At 62.7% G+C, this 16,375-nt stretch carries 17 protein-coding genes; 7 read left to right on the plus strand and 10 right to left on the minus strand.

The window, feature by feature from the left end; translation table 11 throughout:
* Positions 1-39: 39 nt before the first annotated feature.
* From AC0L24_RS11855 to AC0L24_RS11885, 7 genes are all read right to left on the minus strand, one after another.
* The gene (locus AC0L24_RS11855) at positions 40-1,053 is read right to left on the minus strand and encodes an ABC transporter ATP-binding protein (protein ID WP_127398593.1); all 1,014 of its coding nucleotides are present in this window, start codon (positions 1,051-1,053) and stop codon (positions 40-42) included.
* Complete coding sequence (locus tag AC0L24_RS11860) at positions 1,046-2,158, minus strand: ABC transporter ATP-binding protein (RefSeq protein ID WP_127398595.1); 1,113 nt, start codon at positions 2,156-2,158, stop codon at positions 1,046-1,048. Before AC0L24_RS11860 ends, AC0L24_RS11855 begins: the two co-directional genes overlap by 8 nt.
* A 2-nt stretch (positions 2,159-2,160) precedes the next feature.
* Positions 2,161-2,367, minus strand: a complete 207-nt coding sequence (locus AC0L24_RS11865) for a hypothetical protein (RefSeq protein ID WP_127320730.1) — start codon at positions 2,365-2,367, stop codon at positions 2,161-2,163.
* Positions 2,364-3,314, minus strand: a complete 951-nt coding sequence (locus AC0L24_RS11870; protein ID WP_013528079.1) for a carbohydrate ABC transporter permease — start codon at positions 3,312-3,314, stop codon at positions 2,364-2,366. Before AC0L24_RS11870 ends, AC0L24_RS11865 begins: the two co-directional genes overlap by 4 nt.
* A complete protein-coding gene (locus AC0L24_RS11875; protein WP_032901495.1) occupies positions 3,311-4,258 on the minus strand; it encodes a carbohydrate ABC transporter permease in 948 nt (315 codons plus the stop codon). The genes AC0L24_RS11870 and AC0L24_RS11875 overlap by 4 nt, the downstream gene beginning before the upstream one ends.
* A 126-nt stretch (positions 4,259-4,384) precedes the next feature.
* Positions 4,385-5,716: an ABC transporter substrate-binding protein gene (locus tag AC0L24_RS11880; protein WP_027039732.1), complete on the minus strand. Its 1,332-nt coding sequence runs from the start codon at positions 5,714-5,716 to the stop codon at positions 4,385-4,387.
* Positions 5,717-5,993: 277 nt separating this feature from the next.
* Positions 5,994-6,683 (minus strand): PIG-L deacetylase family protein, encoded by a 690-nt coding sequence (locus AC0L24_RS11885; RefSeq protein WP_127273168.1) that lies wholly within the window; start codon positions 6,681-6,683, stop codon positions 5,994-5,996.
* Between the two features lie 28 nt (positions 6,684-6,711).
* Between AC0L24_RS11885 and AC0L24_RS11890 the strand changes: the two genes are divergently transcribed.
* The 5 genes from AC0L24_RS11890 to nhaA all read left to right on the plus strand — a co-directional run bounded on the left by AC0L24_RS11890 (position 6,712) and on the right by nhaA (position 13,800).
* Positions 6,712-7,602 carry a DMT family transporter gene (locus AC0L24_RS11890; RefSeq protein WP_292631015.1) on the plus strand — a complete coding sequence of 297 codons (891 nt, stop codon included), beginning with the start codon at positions 6,712-6,714 and terminating at the stop codon, positions 7,600-7,602.
* Between the two features lie 47 nt (positions 7,603-7,649).
* Positions 7,650-10,112, plus strand: a complete 2,463-nt coding sequence (gene hrpB, locus AC0L24_RS11895) for an ATP-dependent helicase HrpB (protein WP_127808126.1) — start codon at positions 7,650-7,652, stop codon at positions 10,110-10,112.
* A gap of 207 nt (positions 10,113-10,319) precedes the next feature.
* A complete protein-coding gene (locus tag AC0L24_RS11900; protein ID WP_127383477.1) occupies positions 10,320-11,651 on the plus strand; it encodes an ActS/PrrB/RegB family redox-sensitive histidine kinase in 1,332 nt (443 codons plus the stop codon).
* 85 nt (positions 11,652-11,736) lie between these two features.
* The gene (locus tag AC0L24_RS11905; protein WP_013528072.1) at positions 11,737-12,300 is read left to right on the plus strand and encodes an ActR/PrrA/RegA family redox response regulator transcription factor; all 564 of its coding nucleotides are present in this window, start codon (positions 11,737-11,739) and stop codon (positions 12,298-12,300) included.
* A gap of 303 nt (positions 12,301-12,603) precedes the next feature.
* Positions 12,604-13,800 carry a Na+/H+ antiporter NhaA gene (nhaA, locus tag AC0L24_RS11910; protein WP_473563732.1) on the plus strand — a complete coding sequence of 399 codons (1,197 nt, stop codon included), beginning with the start codon at positions 12,604-12,606 and terminating at the stop codon, positions 13,798-13,800.
* 29 nt (positions 13,801-13,829) lie between these two features.
* Here the strand turns inward: nhaA and AC0L24_RS11915 are convergent, their stop codons facing one another.
* Positions 13,830-14,330 carry an MmcB family DNA repair protein gene (locus AC0L24_RS11915; protein WP_050596738.1) on the minus strand — a complete coding sequence of 167 codons (501 nt, stop codon included), beginning with the start codon at positions 14,328-14,330 and terminating at the stop codon, positions 13,830-13,832.
* Between the two features lie 249 nt (positions 14,331-14,579).
* On the opposite strand from AC0L24_RS11915, the gene AC0L24_RS11920 reads away from it, so the two are divergent.
* Both AC0L24_RS11920 and AC0L24_RS11925 read left to right on the plus strand, forming a co-directional pair.
* Positions 14,580-15,098, plus strand: coding sequence for a Panacea domain-containing protein (locus tag AC0L24_RS11920; RefSeq protein WP_473563733.1), 519 nt, complete (start codon positions 14,580-14,582; stop codon positions 15,096-15,098).
* Positions 15,064-15,459: a hypothetical protein gene (locus AC0L24_RS11925; protein ID WP_473563734.1), complete on the plus strand. Its 396-nt coding sequence runs from the start codon at positions 15,064-15,066 to the stop codon at positions 15,457-15,459. Before AC0L24_RS11920 ends, AC0L24_RS11925 begins: the two co-directional genes overlap by 35 nt.
* Here AC0L24_RS11925 and AC0L24_RS11930 read toward each other — a convergent pair.
* Together AC0L24_RS11930 and AC0L24_RS11935 are read right to left on the minus strand one after the other, a co-directional pair.
* Positions 15,456-15,650, minus strand: coding sequence for a hypothetical protein (locus tag AC0L24_RS11930; protein ID WP_473563735.1), 195 nt, complete (start codon positions 15,648-15,650; stop codon positions 15,456-15,458). The two genes, AC0L24_RS11925 and AC0L24_RS11930, sit on opposite strands and share 4 nt — an antisense overlap.
* Positions 15,622-16,119 carry a hypothetical protein gene (locus AC0L24_RS11935; RefSeq protein ID WP_473563736.1) on the minus strand — a complete coding sequence of 166 codons (498 nt, stop codon included), beginning with the start codon at positions 16,117-16,119 and terminating at the stop codon, positions 15,622-15,624. The genes AC0L24_RS11930 and AC0L24_RS11935 overlap by 29 nt, the downstream gene beginning before the upstream one ends.
* Between the last annotated feature and the right edge of the window lie 256 nt (positions 16,120-16,375).

Raw genomic sequence — 16,375 nt, forward strand, 5'->3', positions numbered from 1 at the left:
TGGCAAAGTCAAAACCGGTGCTGAATCACCGAAAACCGCTCACATCAATCGCTGTCCATCGGCGCCGAAATACAGCGGCGCCCGGTAGCGGATCACCACTTTGTCGCCCTGCGCCAGATCCGTGTCGGGATCGGTCAGCGTCACCAGTTTCTTGGTCCCCACCGTCACATGCAAATGGTTCTGATCACCGAGATGCTCGACCCAGTCGACGACGCCGTCGGCATGACCATTCGCAGCCTTCGCGATCGAAAGATGTTCGGTGCGCGCGCCGATCGTCTTGGTCCCGGCTGGCGCGCCGGCATCAGGCAGCAGTCCGGTCGGCAGAAGATTGATCGCCGGTTGGCCGAGCCTTGCCGCGACATGAAGGTTTGCCGGCTCGGAATAGATAGTGCGCGGCGAACCGATCTGCACCAGCACGCCCTCGGTGAGGATGCCGATGCGGTCTGCCATCGTCATCGCCTCGATCTGATCATGCGTGACATAAAGCATGGTGGCGCCGAGTTCGGTCTGGATGCGCTTCAGCTCGAGCCTGAGATCGCCGCGCAGCTTGGCATCGAGCGACGACAGCGGCTCGTCCATCAGATAGATCGAAGGCTTGCGCACCAGCGCGCGACCGATGGCAACGCGCTGCATTTCGCCGCCCGAAAGCTTGGTCGAGCGATTGGCGAGCTTGTGATGGATGCGCACCATCTTCGCCACCTCCTCGACCCGGCGGCGGATCTGGTCCTCCGGCATTTTCCGCGCCGGCGAGCGCAGCGGGAAGGCGAGGTTGTCGAATACCGACAGATGCGGATAGAGCGAATACTGCTGGAAGACGAAGGCGGTGTCACGCTCGGCCGGCGACAGCGTCGTGGCGTTGTGTCCACCGATCTCGATCGTGCCGGTATCCGGCCGTTCCAACCCGGCGATGAGCCGCAGCGTCGTTGTCTTACCGGCCCCGGTCGGCCCGAGCAGCACGACGAATTCGCCATCTGCTATGTGCAGGTCGAGGCCGTTGACGGCGGCATGATCGCCGAAACTCTTGGTCGCGTTCTTGATGTGCACCTCAGCCATGCTGGGTCCTCCGCTCCGAGGCGACATCGTGGATCGCGGTTCTCACTGCGCGGCCCGATCCCTTCTCGAACAGCGACAGCCGCGCGCTGCTCAGCGTCAGGCCGACATGGTCGCCGGTGGACAGCCGGATTTCGGCCGGCACGCGTGCCTTGATGATACCGTCCGCCGTTTCGACCGCGACGATCTGCGTGGTGCCGAGATATTCGGTGCCGTAGATGGCGCCGCGCAGCTTGGAGGCGTCGTCGAAGCGTATGTGCTCCGGGCGGATGCCAAGGGCCATGTCGCTGGGTGCGATGTCCTCTCGTACCTCCGGCACCGCGACCTTCGCACCTTGCACGATGATCTCCCTGGCGCCCTTGGCGACCCCGCCGCCAAATCCCAAAAAGTTCATCGGCGGCGAGCCAATGAAGTCGGCGACGAACATGGTTGCCGGGCGGTCGTAGATTTCGCGTGGGCTTCCGAACTGTTCGATGACGCCATGGTTCATCACGGCGATCTTGTCGGCCATCGACATCGCTTCCATCTGGTCGTGCGTGACATAGACCGTCGTGGCACGGATGCGGTTGTGCAGTTCGCGCAGTTCATGGACCATCAAATCGCGGAATTCGGTGTCGAGCGTGCCGAGCGGCTCATCCATCAGGAAGCATTTTGGCCGCCGCACGATGGCGCGGCCGAGCGCGACCCGCTGGCGGTCACCACCGGCAAGTCCGGAGACGGATTTGTTGAGCAGGTGATCGATGCGCAGCAGTTTTGCTGTTTCCTCGACACGGGTGCGGATCTCGGCCGAAGGCATGCCTTGCGCCAACAGCGGGAAGCCGATGTTCTTGCGCACGTTCATGTGCGGATAGAGCGCGAACAGCTGGAAGACGAAGGCGATGTCGCGCTCGCGTGCCCGCAGCATGGTGACGTCGTCGCCGCCGAGCAGGATCTGGCCGCCGGTCGGCAGTTCGAGCCCGGCGATCATGCGCAAGGTCGTCGTCTTGCCACAGCCCGACGGCCCGAGCATGACGAAGAACTCGCCATCCTCGACGACGAAGTTGGAATCCTGCACGGCAACGAAATCGCCGAAGGCCTTTCTCAGGTGCTGGACGCGGATTTCGGCCATGATTATTCCGGGAATTTCGAGACGATGATGAACATCACGGTGCCGGCGAGCATGGTGATGAAGGAGTAGGTGTAGAGCGACAGCGCGAAGGGCTGGAACAGCATCAGGAAGCCGATGGCGATCAGCGCCGTGGCGATGTTTTCCATCAGCCCGCGCCTGGCCCAGACCGGCCAGCGCGACTTGCGTTTCTGAGGCTTGGTCATGCTCATTTGCGCACCGCGCCGAAGGTGATGCCGCGCAGCAATTGCTTGCGGAGCAGAATGGTGAAGACCAGGATCGGCACCAGGAAGATCGTCGTGCCGGCCGCGACCGCCGGCCAGTCCTGGCCGCCTTCGCCGATGATGGTTGGGATGAAGGGCGGCGCGGTCTGCGCGGTGCCCGAGGTCAGGAGTGCCGCGAACGCATACTCGTTCCAGGCGAAGATCAGGCAGAAGATCGCGGTCGCTGCAATGCCGGTCGTCGCTTGCGGCAGCACGGTGCGCCAGAAGGCCTGCAGCCGTGTATAGCCGTCGATCATCGCCGCCTCTTCGTACTCGCGCGGGATTTCGTCGATGAAGCCTTTCAGCAGCCACACCGCCAGCGAAACATTGACCGCCGTGTAGAGCAGGATCATGCCGAGCGCCGTGTCCGACAGGCCAAGCTCGCGGTACATCAGATAGATCGGAATGGCGACGGCGATCGGCGGCATGAAGCGCGTCGACAGGATGAAGAACAAAAGGTCGTCGGCGAGCGGCACCTTGAAGCGTGAGAAGCCGTAGGCCGACAGCGTGCCGAGGAAGACGGCGCAGAAAGTCGAGCCGAAGGCGATGATCAGCGAATTGACGAAGCGCGGCAGGAAGTTGGACGGGCCGGCGATCACCATGTTGCGCTTGCGCGTGGTCTCGTCGCAGAAGCCTGTCGCCGGGCCCAGCGAGTTGATGTATTCCGGCGTCTGCCGGGTCCGCGTCGTGAACAGATTGCAGTAGCCCTCAAGGCTTGGCTGGAACAGGATCTTGGGCGGATAGGCGATCGAATCCGGCGGCGTTTTGAAGCTGGTGGCGAAGATCCACAGCAGCGGCACGATCGAGATCAGTGCGTAAAGTACGATGATCGTGCCGGCGATCCGTTTCGAGTTGCTGCTCGGTGCGACGACCGAATGGGCTGTGGTCAGGCTCATCTCTGCTTCACCTTGTTGAGCGCCTTGACGTAGATGTTGGCGAGGCCGAACACCGCCACGAAAAGAATGATTGCGAAGGCCGAGGAATAGCCGGTGCGCCAGCTTTCGAAAGCCTGCCGCTTCAGCGTTATCGAGGCGACCTCGGTGGTCGAGCCCGGCCCGCCGCCGGTCAACAGATTGACCATGTCGAACATCTTGAAGTTCTCGATGCCGCGAAACAGCACAGCCAGCATGATGAAGGGCAGCGCCATCGGCAGCGTGATCGACCAGAATTGCCGCCAGTTGGAGGCGCGGTCGACCTCGGCCGCCTCGTAGATGTATTCGGGGATGGAGCGTAGGCCCGCGAGGCAGATCAGCATCACGTAGGGTGTCCACATCCAGGTGTCGACGATGATGATCGACCAGGGCGCCAGCGACACGTTGGAGAGCATCTGGATATCGGTCGGCGGAATCCTCGTGACGAAGGAAATCGCGTAGGCGAACAGGCCGATCTGCGGCTCGTAGAGGAAGCGCCAGAAATTACCGACCACCGCCGGCGACAGCATCATGGGCACCAGGATCAGCGTCGTCCAGAAGGCGTGGCCGCGGAACTTCCTGTCGATCAGCCAGGCCAGGGTGAAGCCGATCAGCGTCTGCAGCAGGATGGTCCAGAACACGAAATGCGCCGTCGTCTGCATGGCGATCCAGATATCCTTGTCGCCGAGGATGCGCTGGTAGTTGGCAAAGCCGAGGTTCTTCACCACCTCGTTCGGGCGGTTGGCGCGGTAGTTGGTGAACGACAGATAGATCGCCCAGAACAGCGGGAAGATGTTGATGGCCAGCAGCAACAGGATCGTCGGCGAGATGAACAGCCAGGCGAGGCCCTTGTCGCTGATGCCCCGGACCTTGCGGGCCAACGGTTCCGGCGTCGCCCGGGCAACGTTCTCCGCGGTCCGATTGAGCATGGTGAGTCCTGCTTCGGTCACTTGGTCGTCTCTGTCATGGAATTTATCTGAACTGCGTCCCGTGCCAAGGGCGGCACGGGACGCATGGGTCGAGCTCGGGAGGAGCCGGGTTACATCTTGCCCCAGTTACATCTTACCGTCGTCCTGGAAGACCTGCGTCCAGTCCTTGACCAGGCCGTCCAGCGCATCCTTGGCCGAACCTTGGCCGGCGACGACATAGTCGTGGAAACGCTTCTGCGAGGCCTGCAGCAGCGGGGCGTAGCTCGGCTCGGCCCAGAAGTCCTTCACGATGGCCATCGAGTCGAGGAAGGTCTGCGCGTAGGGCTGGCTGGCCGGGAAGCCCGGATCCTTGACCACCGCGTTGAGGCAGGAATAACCGCCGAGCGACCACCATTTGGCCTGCACGTCCTTGTTGGCGAACCATTTGATGTATTTCAGCGCCGCTTCCTGCTTGTCGGAATAGGACACCACGGAGATGCCCTGGCCGCCGAGCTGGGCGAACTGCTCGCCGTCAGGCCCCTTCGGGTTGACGAAGTAGCCGATCTTGTCGCCGCCGACATTCTCGTCCTTCTGCAGGCCCGGCCACGTGAAGGCGAAGTTCATGTGCATCGCCACCTGGCCGGATTTGAAGGCATCGACGCCTTCGCCCATATAGCTGTTCGAGGCACCCGGAGGCGTGCAGCAATCATAGAGCGCCTTGTAGAACTCCAGCCCCTTCACCGACTTGTCGGAGTTGACGAAGCCTTCCATCTCGTAGGGCTTTTTGGGGTTTTCGTACTGGAAGCCATAGCTGTAGAGCACGTCCATGGCGCCCATGGTGATGCCTTCAGAGCCGCGCTCGGTGTAGATCGAGGCGCCGTAGACGGTCTTGCCGTCGATCTCACGCTTCTGGAAGAACTCGGCGACCTGCTTCAACTGGTCGAAAGTGGTCGGCGGGCCGAGATCCCAACCGTACTTCTCCTTGAATTCCTTCTGCAGTTCCGGCTTGGAGAACCAGTCCTTGCGATAGGTCCAGCCGACGACGTCGCCCATGGCCGGCAGCGCCCAGTAGTTCGGCGTGTTCTTCGGCCATTCCGAATAGCCGACGACGGTTGCCGGCACGAAATCGTCCATGCTGATCTTCTCCTTGTCGAAGAAGTCGTTCAGCTTGACGTAATGGCCGTTCTCGGCAGCGCCGCCGATCCACTGGCTGTCGCCGATGATCAGGTCGCACAATTTGCCGTGCGAGTTCAGCTCGTTGAGGAAACGGTCGGCATAGTTGGTCCATGGCACGAACTCGAATTTCATGCCGATGCCGGTTTCCTTGGTAAAATCCTTGGACAGTTCGACAAGCGCGTTGGCCGGGTCCCAGGCGGCCCAGCACAGCGTCAGGTCTTCAGCGTGCGCGACGTTCGAGACGGCTGTCGACGCTGTGATCGCCGAGGTCAGTCCCAACGCCAGTTTCAAGCTCGATTTCATGACTTCCTCCCATTTGCGAAACGCGCCCGGATGACGGTTTCAAAAAGCCCTCAACCCCTCTCCTCAGGGGCCCAAACATGGCTGCGCGGTTACGCTGCGGATGTTTAGTAATTTGTTTAGTGATGCAATTTTTACTAAACAAAGCAAGCGAATTCGTTGCTGCGCCGCAGCATGCTTATCGCGATGTCTGAAAACGTTGGAGAAGCGCGGCTCGCTGGTCGGCTTACCGAAGCTGTTCAGGCCGATTGTGACCAGGACGTGGGGTCGCCTCGGCTTCTCAACCGACCCTTCTGGTGCTCACCATCACCTTCCGGATCGGCGGTGCCGGCGGCAGCAGCATACGGATATCGGCAAACGGGAACGACGGTTCGAAGCGGAAGGCTTCGGCCGAGGAGCCTTGCGCGCCGTTGCACTGGCCGGCGCGAAAGGCGTTCTGTGTCCGCGCGATGTCGACGAAGCGGTCGGGATCCTGCGACTGATGCATTCGGATCGCTTCGGCCTTGACGTCGGCATGGGCGGAAATGTCGACATAGTGCGTCGGCGAAAAACCGGTGCCGCCCATCGTGTCGGCATGCAGCACCGGGACGGCGAAAGACGCCGCGATGCGCACGCCGTCCGACAGCGCGCGATGGTCGGCATGATAGTCGTTGGGCGCATGCGTGATCACCAGATCCGGGCCGGTTTGACCAATCAGTGCTTTCAGAGCTCCGATCAGCGCTGCATCGGCCACCAACTCGCCGTCCGGAAAGTCGAGGAAGCGTGGCATTGCGCCTACCAGCGCAGCCGCGGCCGTTGCTTCATCGCGACGGACACGAGCGAGAACAGCGGGATCACTCGTGCCGCCCCTGGCACCATCCGTGGCCATGGCAAAAGTGAGCTCTGCGCCTTGCGCGGCATAGGCGGCCATCGTACCGAACATGAAGATCTCGATGTCGTCCGGATGGGCACCGAGCGCCAGGATTTTCAAATCACTCTCTCCCCGGAACTGGAACAACGTGACGAACGGAATCCTGCTCGCCCTGATCGCCTACGCAAGCTATTCGGGCAGCGATGCCGTTGTCAAAAGCCTGGGCGGTCAACTCACGATCTTCGAGATCGGCTTTTTCATAACTTTGTTCGCGGGCTTCTTCCTATTCTTCACGCGACCTGCGGGCGAACGCTGGCGCGATTTCTGGCGCACCAAAAGACCATGGGCGGTGCAGGCGCGCGCCTGGGCGGGCATCGCTTCCGGCGTGCTCAGCGTCTACGCCTTCACCACCATTCCTCTGGCCGAGTCCTATGCGCTGATCTTCCTGGCGCCGCTCTGCGTCACCATTCTCTCCACGGTGATCCTCAAGGAGAAGGTCGGCCCCTGGCGCTGGCTGGCGGTGGTCGCCGGTTTTGCCGGCGTCATACTGGTGGTGCGGCCTGGCTTTCGCGAACTCAATCTCGGCCATCTTGCCGCCTTCGGCGTTGCTTTCCTCGCGGCCACCAGCGTCATCCTGATGCGCTCGCTGGCGCAGCAGGAAAAGCGCACCACCATGCTCGGCGTGCTGGTCGGTTGCGGCCTGCTGTTCAACGGCATCGGTGCCGCCGCCACCGCCTTCACTGTTCCCAGCGGAAAGCAGTTGCTGTGGCTGGCAATGGCCGGTGCCTTCACCGCGGGTGGACAATTCCTGCAGCTGCTGGCCATGAAATACGCGCCCGCCAACCGCGTCGCGCCGACGCATTATTCGCAGATCGCCTGGGCGGTGATCCTCGGCGCGTTGTTCTTCCAGGAATATCCGGACGGGCTGTCGCTGGTTGGCCTGGCGGTCGTTGGCGGCGCCGGCCTTTTGACCATGGTTCGTGAGGAAGCGCGGCTGGGCACCGTGCGCTGGAACCCGTTTTCGCGCACCCGGCTTTAAACCGACTCTGGTTGCGCCTTGGCCGTAACCGCTGATATGCGGGCGCCATGACCACAAAACCCCTGCCGGAGCTTCCTGTATCCGCCGTGCTGCCGGCGCTGAGGGAAGCGCTGGGCCATGGCAACAGCGCCGTGCTGGTGGCGCCGCCGGGCGCCGGCAAGACGACGCTGGTGCCGCTGGCGCTGCTTGACGCGCCTTGGCTCGGCGCCGGCAAGATCATCCTGCTTGAACCGCGCCGGCTCGCCGCCCGCGCCGCCGCCCGCCGGATGGCTGAATTGCTTGGTGAGGAACCTGGCGCCACCGTCGGCTATGCCATGCGCATGGAAAACCGCATTTCGGCAAAGACCAGGATCGTGGTCGTCACCGAAGGCGTGCTGGCGCGCATGATCCTCGACGATCCCGAACTGCCCGGTGTTTCGGCTGTCATCTTCGACGAATTCCACGAGCGCTCGCTTGACGGCGATTTCGGTCTCGCGCTGGCGCTCGACGTGCAAGGGGCGCTCAGGCCGGATCTGCGCTTGGCAGTGATGTCGGCGACGCTCGACGGCGCGCGTGTCGCCAAACTCATGTCGGGCGCGCCGGTGATCGAGAGCGAGGGCCGCGCCTTTCCCGTCGAAATCCGCTATGACGAAAGGCCGGCCGGCATCGCCATCGAGGACGCCATGGCAAAGGCGATCCGCGCCGCCCTCGCCGACGAAAGCGGCAGCGTGCTTGCTTTCCTGCCCGGCCAGCGCGAGATCGAGCGCACCGCCGAACGGCTGGCCGGCAAGGTCGGCACCGATACCGACATCGTCCCGCTCTACGGCATGCTCGACGGCAAGGCGCAGGACGCGGCGATCAAGCCGCAGCCGGCCGGCCGCCGCAAGGTGGTGCTGGCCACCTCGATCGCCGAAACCTCGATCACCATCGACGGCGTGCGCGTCGTCATCGATTCGGGCCTGTCGCGGCTGCCGCGCTATGAGCCGGCCAGCGGCCTCACCCGGTTGGAGACCGTGCGCGTCAGCAAGGCTTCCGCCGACCAGCGCGCCGGCCGTGCCGGGCGCACGCAGCCAGGCGTCGCCATCCGGTTGTGGCGGGCCGAGCAGACGGCTGCACTCCCCGCCTTCACGCCGCCGGAAATCCTTGAGGCCGATCTGTCCGGACTGCTGCTCGATTGCGCTGCCTTCGGCGTTGCCGATCCGGCAGGGCTCGCTTTTCTCGATCCGCCGCCTGTTCCGGCCCTTAATGAGGCAAGGGGGCTACTACGCGCGCTGGATGCCATCGACGACATGGGGCGCCTGACGGACGCGGGTGCAGCGATGCGCAAGCTCGCCCTGCCGGTGCGGTTGGCGCACATGGTTGCCGAGGCAACCGGCAGCGGCCATGCCTTCGAGGCGGCGATGCTTGCCGTGCTGCTCACCGAACGCGGCCTTGGTGGCGACGGCGCCGATCTGGAGCGGCGGCTGATGCGTTTTCGTGGGGAAAAATCGCCACGCGCTACAGCCGCCAAGCAGCTCGCCGAACGGCTGGCGAGGCAGGCTGGCGAGGCGAAGGGCAGCGAAGCTGCGGCAGCCGGTCCCCTGCTCGTCCACGCCTGGCCGGATCGGGTGGCGAAGGCGCGCGGCGAGCGTGGCCGTTTCGTGCTGGCCAACGGCTCCGGCGCCATGCTCGACGCCGCCGATCCGCTGGCGGGCGAGCCGTTTCTGGTCGTCGCCGACCTGCAGGGCAAGGCACAGAATGCGCGCATCACGGCGGCGGCAGCGATCGGCGAGGACGATGTCCGCGCCGCGCTGGCGGACAGGATCGAGGTCCGCCGTGAAACGAGCTTCGACCGCGACAAGCGCGCCGTGCGCGTCCGCGAAACCGTGCGCCTTGGCGCCATCACGCTTGCCGAACGCATGCTGCCGCCGCCAATCGGTGCTGACGCCGACCGCGCCGTCCTCGACGCGGTGCGCCAGCACGGGCTGTCGCTGCTGAATTGGAGCAAGGAGGCGCAAACGCTGCGCCAGCGGCTTGGCTGGTTGCATCGCGGCCTTGGCGCGCCCTGGCCCGATATGGCGGATGACGCCCTCATCGAGTGCCTCGACGACTGGCTGCTGCCTTACCTGTCCGGCGCGGCATCGCTTGCCGCCATCGATGCGGGCGTTGTCTCGGCCGGGCTGGCCAGCCTCGTGCCACACGATCTGCAGCGCAGGATCGATACGCTGGCGCCGACCCATTTCGATGCTCCGTCGGGCAGCCATGTGCCGATCCGCTATGACGGCGAATGGCCGGTGCTGGCGATTCGCGTGCAGGAGCTGTTCGGCCTCGACCGCCATCCTTCGATCGCCAATGGCGCCGTGCCGCTGACGCTCGAACTCCTGTCGCCGGCGCACCGGCCGATCCAGACGACGCGCGACCTGCCCGGCTTCTGGCGCGGCTCCTGGGCCGATGTGCGCGCCGACATGCGCGGCCGCTATCCCAAGCATGTCTGGCCGGAAAACCCGCTGCTCGCGACCGCCACCGCCCGCGCAAAACCCAGAGGCACCTAGCCTCGGGAAGCTTGGGCGGACCGCTTGGATCAGGAGGGATTCCCTTGAAAATTTGGTGCAAAAATCGACCACTTCGTCATTCCAGGGTCTCTGTGACGGAGCTTCGCTCCTGCTTCGCCCAGGGATGACGACGTCGGGGGGCTTCGGTCAATCGCGAATGCCGACTGCGCACCGCTACTAGCGCTTGTCCTCCTGCGGCTGTAATTCATGGCCATGATCAACGTTTTGCGTTCGCCCGATTTCCAGCAGAGCCAGAGACTGCGCCTCAACACGCTGATCCGGTTGCGCTGGCTTGCCATTGTCGGTCAGAGCCTGACGGTGCTCGTCGTCGCCTATGGGCTGAAGTTTCCGCTGCCGGTCAGCCTCTGCTTTGCCCTGATCGCCTGTTCGGCATGGATGAACCTGTTTCTCGCCTTCCGCTTTCCGGCGGCGCATCGGCTCACGCCGCTTGCCGCCTTCGGCATCCTCATCTTCGACAGCCTGCAGCTTGCCGGCCTGCTCTACATGACCGGCGGCCTCACCAACCCGTTCTCGCTGCTGATGACCGTGCCTGTCGTCATTTCGGCGACATCGCTGCCCCTGCGCCTGACCGCCATCCTCGGCGGGCTGGTCATGTCGGCGGCGACCTTTCTGGTCTTTGTCCACCTGCCGCTGCCCTGGCATGAGGACGCGCCGCTGGCGATGCCTTTTCTCTATGTCGCCGGCATGTGGATGGCGGTGCTGTCCTCGATCGCCTTCACCGCCATATACGCCTTCCGGGTGGCCGCCGAAGCCCGGCTTCTGGCCAATGCGCTCGCCGCAACAGAGCTGGTGCTGCAGCGCGAGCAGCACCTTTCGGCCCTCGACGGGCTGGCCGCCGCGGCCGCGCACGAGCTCGGCACGCCGCTCGCCACCATCGCACTTGTCGCCAAGGAGATGGAAAAGGCGCTCGGCAAGGATCCGAAATATGGGGAAGACGTAACGCTGTTGCGTTCGCAGAGCGAGCGCTGCCGCGAGATTCTCAAGCGGCTGACCAGCCTGTCCTCCGAGGGCGAGGCGCATCTTTCGCGGCTGCCATTGACCTCGCTGGTCGAGGAGGTCACCGCGCCGCACCGGGACTTCGGCATCTCGATCAAGCTTCGGCCCGGTGAACGAATCGGCCCCGAGCCGGTCGGGCGACGCAATCCGGGCGTCATCTACGGCCTCGGCAACCTGGTCGAGAACGCCGTCGATTTCGCCCGCAAAAGCGTCACCGTGCACTGGAGCTGGGACGAGGCCACCGTCACCTTCTCGATCATCGATGATGGCCCTGGCTTTCCGGCCGAGATCATCGACCGCATCGGCGAGCCCTATATGTCGACGCGCCAGGGCAATGAAACAGGCGGCGGTCTGGGCCTCGGCCTGTTCATCGCCAAGACCCTGCTCGAACGCTCCGGTGCCGTGCTCGATTTCCGCAATTCGAGCGGCCTGGGCGAGGGCGCCATGGTACAGATATCGTGGCCGCGTGGTGTGTTCCTCAATCCGGAAATCACTTCGGCCAGCATGTTCGACACCGCCTGAGAGCCTTGAAGGACCTCTAAAAATTGGACAATCGGGCTCAGGAACTATATTTGCGTAAAATTAAGGCAGCAGGAATTTTGAGACTATGACAGGCGACGAGAATATTGGCGCAATGGTTGAAGGCGAGGACACCTCGCTGCTTGTCGTCGATGACGATAAGCCGTTCCTCACGCGTCTGGCCCGCGCCATGGAAGCCAGGGGCTTCGTGGTCGAGACGGCCGAGAGCGTCGAGGAGGCGGTTGCCAAGGCGCGCGCCAATCCACCCGCCTACGCTGTAGTCGACATGCGGCTCGGCGACGGCAACGGCCTCGACGTGGTCGCGGCCATCCGCGAAAAGCGCGAGGATTCCCGCACCATCATCCTGACCGGCTATGGCAACATCGCCACCGCGGTGACCGCGGTGAAGCTCGGTGCGGTCGATTATCTCTCCAAGCCCGCCGACGCCGATGATATCTTCGCTGCACTCACCCGCACCGCCGGCGAGCGCGCGGCGCCGCCTGAAAACCCGATGTCGGCCGACCGCGTCCGTTGGGAGCATATCCAGCGCGTCTATGAGATGTGCGAGCGCAACGTCTCCGAGACAGCGCGCCGGCTCAACATGCACCGCCGCACCTTGCAGCGCATACTGGCCAAGCGCGCGCCGCGTTAGGATCGCAGGGTGTCGCTTGGGGCCAAGTTTGTAACCAGCGGCGGAGAGAGCCCAATCGCCGAAGTCAGCGCCGCCCCTCATCGCCCTGCCGGTGCCGGGCACTTCTCCCCGTATAGTGACGGGGAGAAGGGGCTAGCCGCAACCTAGGCGTAATTTCTGTAACGTTGGTGATTGGCGAAATCATAAATGACAGCGTCCCTCTCCCCGTCACTATACGGGGAGAGGATGCCGGCAGGCAGGTGAGGGGCGGCGCTAGCGCTTGGACAATGAAGCCCGCCAAACAGGCGGCTTAACGGAGGCGACATGCAGGATCTGAAGCAGCGGCCGGTTTCCGTCTTCCGCGAATTTCTCGATAGCGAAGCGGCCGGCGGCATCTTCCTGATGGTGGCGGCGGCACTAGCCCTGATCGTCGCCAATTCGCCGCTCGCCGAAACCTACTTCTCCGCGCTCCACGCCTATCTCGGCCCGCTCAGCGTCTCGCATTGGGTCAATGACGGGCTGATGGCGGTGTTCTTCCTGCTCGTCGGGCTGGAGATCAAGCGCGAGATGCTGGACGGCCAGCTCTCCACCTGGCCCCGGCGCGTGCTGCCCGGCATCGCCGCCGCCGGCGGCATGCTGGTTCCTGCACTCGTCTATGTCGCCGTCAACCGCAACAATGCGGCAGCCCTGTCCGGCTGGGCGATCCCGACCGCCACCGACATCGCTTTCGCACTCGGCGTGCTGTCGCTGCTCGGCAGCCGCGTGCCGGCTTCGCTGAAAGTGTTCCTCACAGCACTCGCCATCATCGACGACCTCGGTGCCGTCATCATCATCGCCATCTTCTACACCAGCGGCCTTTCGCTGGCTTATCTGGGTGCTGCCTTCGCCGTCATTGCCGCGCTTGTCGTGCTCAACCGCATGCGGGTGATGACGCTGGTTCCCTATCTCGTGCTCGGCGTCATCCTGTGGGTGCTGGTTCTGAAATCCGGCGTCCATGCCACGCTCGCTGGCGTGGCGCTGGCGCTGACCATCCCGCTTGAGCGTTCCGCCGGGATCGGCCACGATCTCGACCGTTCGCCCCTGCACCGGCTCGAGCACGGCCTGCACAAGATTGTGGCCTTCCTCGTCATCCCGATCTTCGGCTTTGCCAATGCCGGCGTTTCGCTCGCCGGTCTCAGCGTCAGTGCGCTGATTGAGCCGTTGACGCTGGGTGTCGCCGCCGGCCTGGTGGTCGGCAAGCTGGTCGGCGTGTTCGGCTCCTCGGCACTTGCCATCCGGCTCGGTCTTGCCGACCTGCCCGCCAATGCCGGCTGGACGCACATGATCGGCATATCGCTGCTGTGCGGCATCGGCTTCACCATGAGCCTGTTCATCGGCCTGCTCGCCTTCGCCGGCGACGTGGCGCTGCAGGACGCGGTCAAGGTCGGCATCCTCGCCGGTTCCTTCATCGCCGCTATCCTGGGCGCTGCCGTGCTGCTCATGGCGCCCGCCAGGGGTGGCGTGGAGGACGGTGAAGAGTAGAGGCAGTCTTAGGACTTGGGGGACAATCGCTACTCGCTCTCACCCTCCAGCGCAGGCACCGACACGCCGGCAAGCTCTGCCGCCAGCAGCCGCGAAGCGCCGGCCCGCGCGATCCGCAGCATCAGCGCTTTGCGCGTTGCCGCTGCCATGCGGTGCTCGGGCGCATCGCGCAGGATCTCGGCGCCGTAGCCGTCGGAGAGGATGAAGCCGCACTCCTGGGGAAATATCTCCGAGGGCACGCCGGGATGGGTGGCGAAGAAGAAGCGGTCGGAATGCAGCCGGTAGTCGGGCCATTTGCGGTCGACCCTGAAATCCTCGATCGAGGATTTGATCTCGATGATCCAGATATCGCCCTGCCGGGTCAGCGCGACGAGGTCGGCGCGGCGGCCCGTGGCCAGCGACAGTTCGGGCAACACATGTGCGCCCATATCCATGAGCAGCCGCTGTACGCCGCGCCGCACCAGCATGGCGCGTTCGGACTGGCGGCCGTCGATGAGAGGATTGATGAGGATGGGGGAGATGATCGGCATGCCAGGCACCATGCCAGATTTTGTTCACGGTTTGAACCTGTTTTATGCAGGCGATTATATGGTTGACAAACCCAAAGTGAAATAGGAATATAGTCCTAACAGGCCGGAGCGCTCTTGAAACTGCTCAATTCGTGTATGATATGAGTTGGTCCCCAGCCAATTGCGGAAGATTCTCCGCAAGTGTAACGTCCCCCTTAGAACTCAAGGGGGCGTTCGTGGCGATTCGAACGTGAGTTGGAGGTTGGACTGATGTCCTATCCTGCTATTGAAGTTGCAAACGAGTTGATCGCTAGGCATGGCGAGACTGGTAATATCGGGCCGTTGAAGCTCCAGAAATTGCTCTATTTTGCAAATGGATGGTGGCTAGCTCTGCTCGGGCAGCCGCTTATCGATGAAGCGCCGCAGGTTTGGCGGTACGGCCCTGTATTCAAGTCGATTTACCATCAGTTTTCCAAGTATGGGCGCGGTGTCATAAAGCACCCAGAACCGGCTTCGCCATTTGGTGGGGCTCCGCGTCAGATCCCTGCTGCCGCGCGTGAAAAGGTAGACCAGCTGCTGGATTGGATCATGGCTGAGTACGGACATAAGAGCGGAACGGTGCTTTCAGAAGAAACCCACCGTCCCGGTACTCCTTGGCGCAAGATCGCTGAGCGCAATCAATTCCAGGTTCCCGAGAATGAAACCATCCCCGCTGCCGAGGATTGGAATTACTTTGCAGAGTTGGCGAGGGCACGTGGATACCAACCAGTCCCCATTGCTGCAGCTTGATCCCACTCCGACCTTTGATGAAGAGGTCAGGGATTTTGAAAACTATCCCGCGTACAGCGGTATCAAGCCATTCGATGGCGAAGCCGCGAAAACGAGAATCGACAAGATAGCAAGGAGGCTAGCCCTAACGTGGTCAGCCTTTCTTATTTACATAATACTCGCCCAAGGTTTTGAAACTGGGTGGTCCGTAACGCTTCTGGTCAAAGCCAACGATTGGAGGCCAGTCTACTTGGTGAGGCCGTTTCACCTTGAAACCGGCGAATTTATCGCCGTTGTAACGACCACCACCGCTAGCGTGTTCGGCTTCCTGCTCATTGTGGCCAATCACCTGTTCCACAGGAAGAAGCAGGAAGACGCCTAGCCCTTCTTCTCTGCGCGCTGGCGTCGCACGAATTCTTTTATCTGCTCGGCAGTCAGCTTCGGCGCGTGGGCGACCTTGTTCACCACGTCCTCAAAGGCCGCGTCGGACTGATCGGTTTTTAGTTCGCGCGCGGCTTCGCGGAATTTGTCGATCTGCGGCGGGCTATCCGAAGATGCCTTTGTCCTTTTCATCGTCCTGTCCTTCGTCTTGATCGTGATCATCGAGTTGTAGCAGCGCCTCCAACTCCTGCTCCGCCGTCACCATGTCGGCCATGATATAGCCTTGGCCCGATACGTTGACGAACCTGGCTTTCTCACGCCAGAGGATCGTCCCAAGATAACGGGGTTTGTCCTCGCTGTGCAATTCAATGCCAGCGCTCTCCAACCTCGACACGATCTCTGCGCGCGTCAATGGGTGCCCCGCACCCCGAATCACCCTCTCAGCCAAGTCGGCTATTTCAGGAGGCCGCAGGCGGCGGGAAGGGCGAGGGTTCATCGTTTCCTCGTTTCCAGCGCCAGATGAGTCATTTACTGCAGGTTCAGTTTGTTCCTGTTCCGATCCAGAGAATTGCCTATACATGTCTAGAAACGAGTCAATCTTGGCCAATTCCGCCTCGATTTCCTGCTTTCGTTTCAATGCATTAGCGTAAGCGCGGTCCATCTCTGCCTCCTATAAGGTGCCAAAGACGTACCATGGGGTTGCAAAAACCGCAATGAAAGGACTCGTTAACCATTTCCTAGGAAACGCGCATTTCATGTGCCCTTGCGTGAATCACGCGAGACGGCATATATTGAGTGGCGCGAATGTAGAAAGCGCGGCGGAGTTTACGATGATGAGAAGATAGCGCTGCCCCTCACGCTCTGGCCGTTGGCGTACGAGTGGGCAGGAAAATGGAAAGGCCGCAAACCCGGCTTCA

The sequence above is a fragment of the Mesorhizobium sp. WSM4809 genome, from assembly GCF_055811655.1.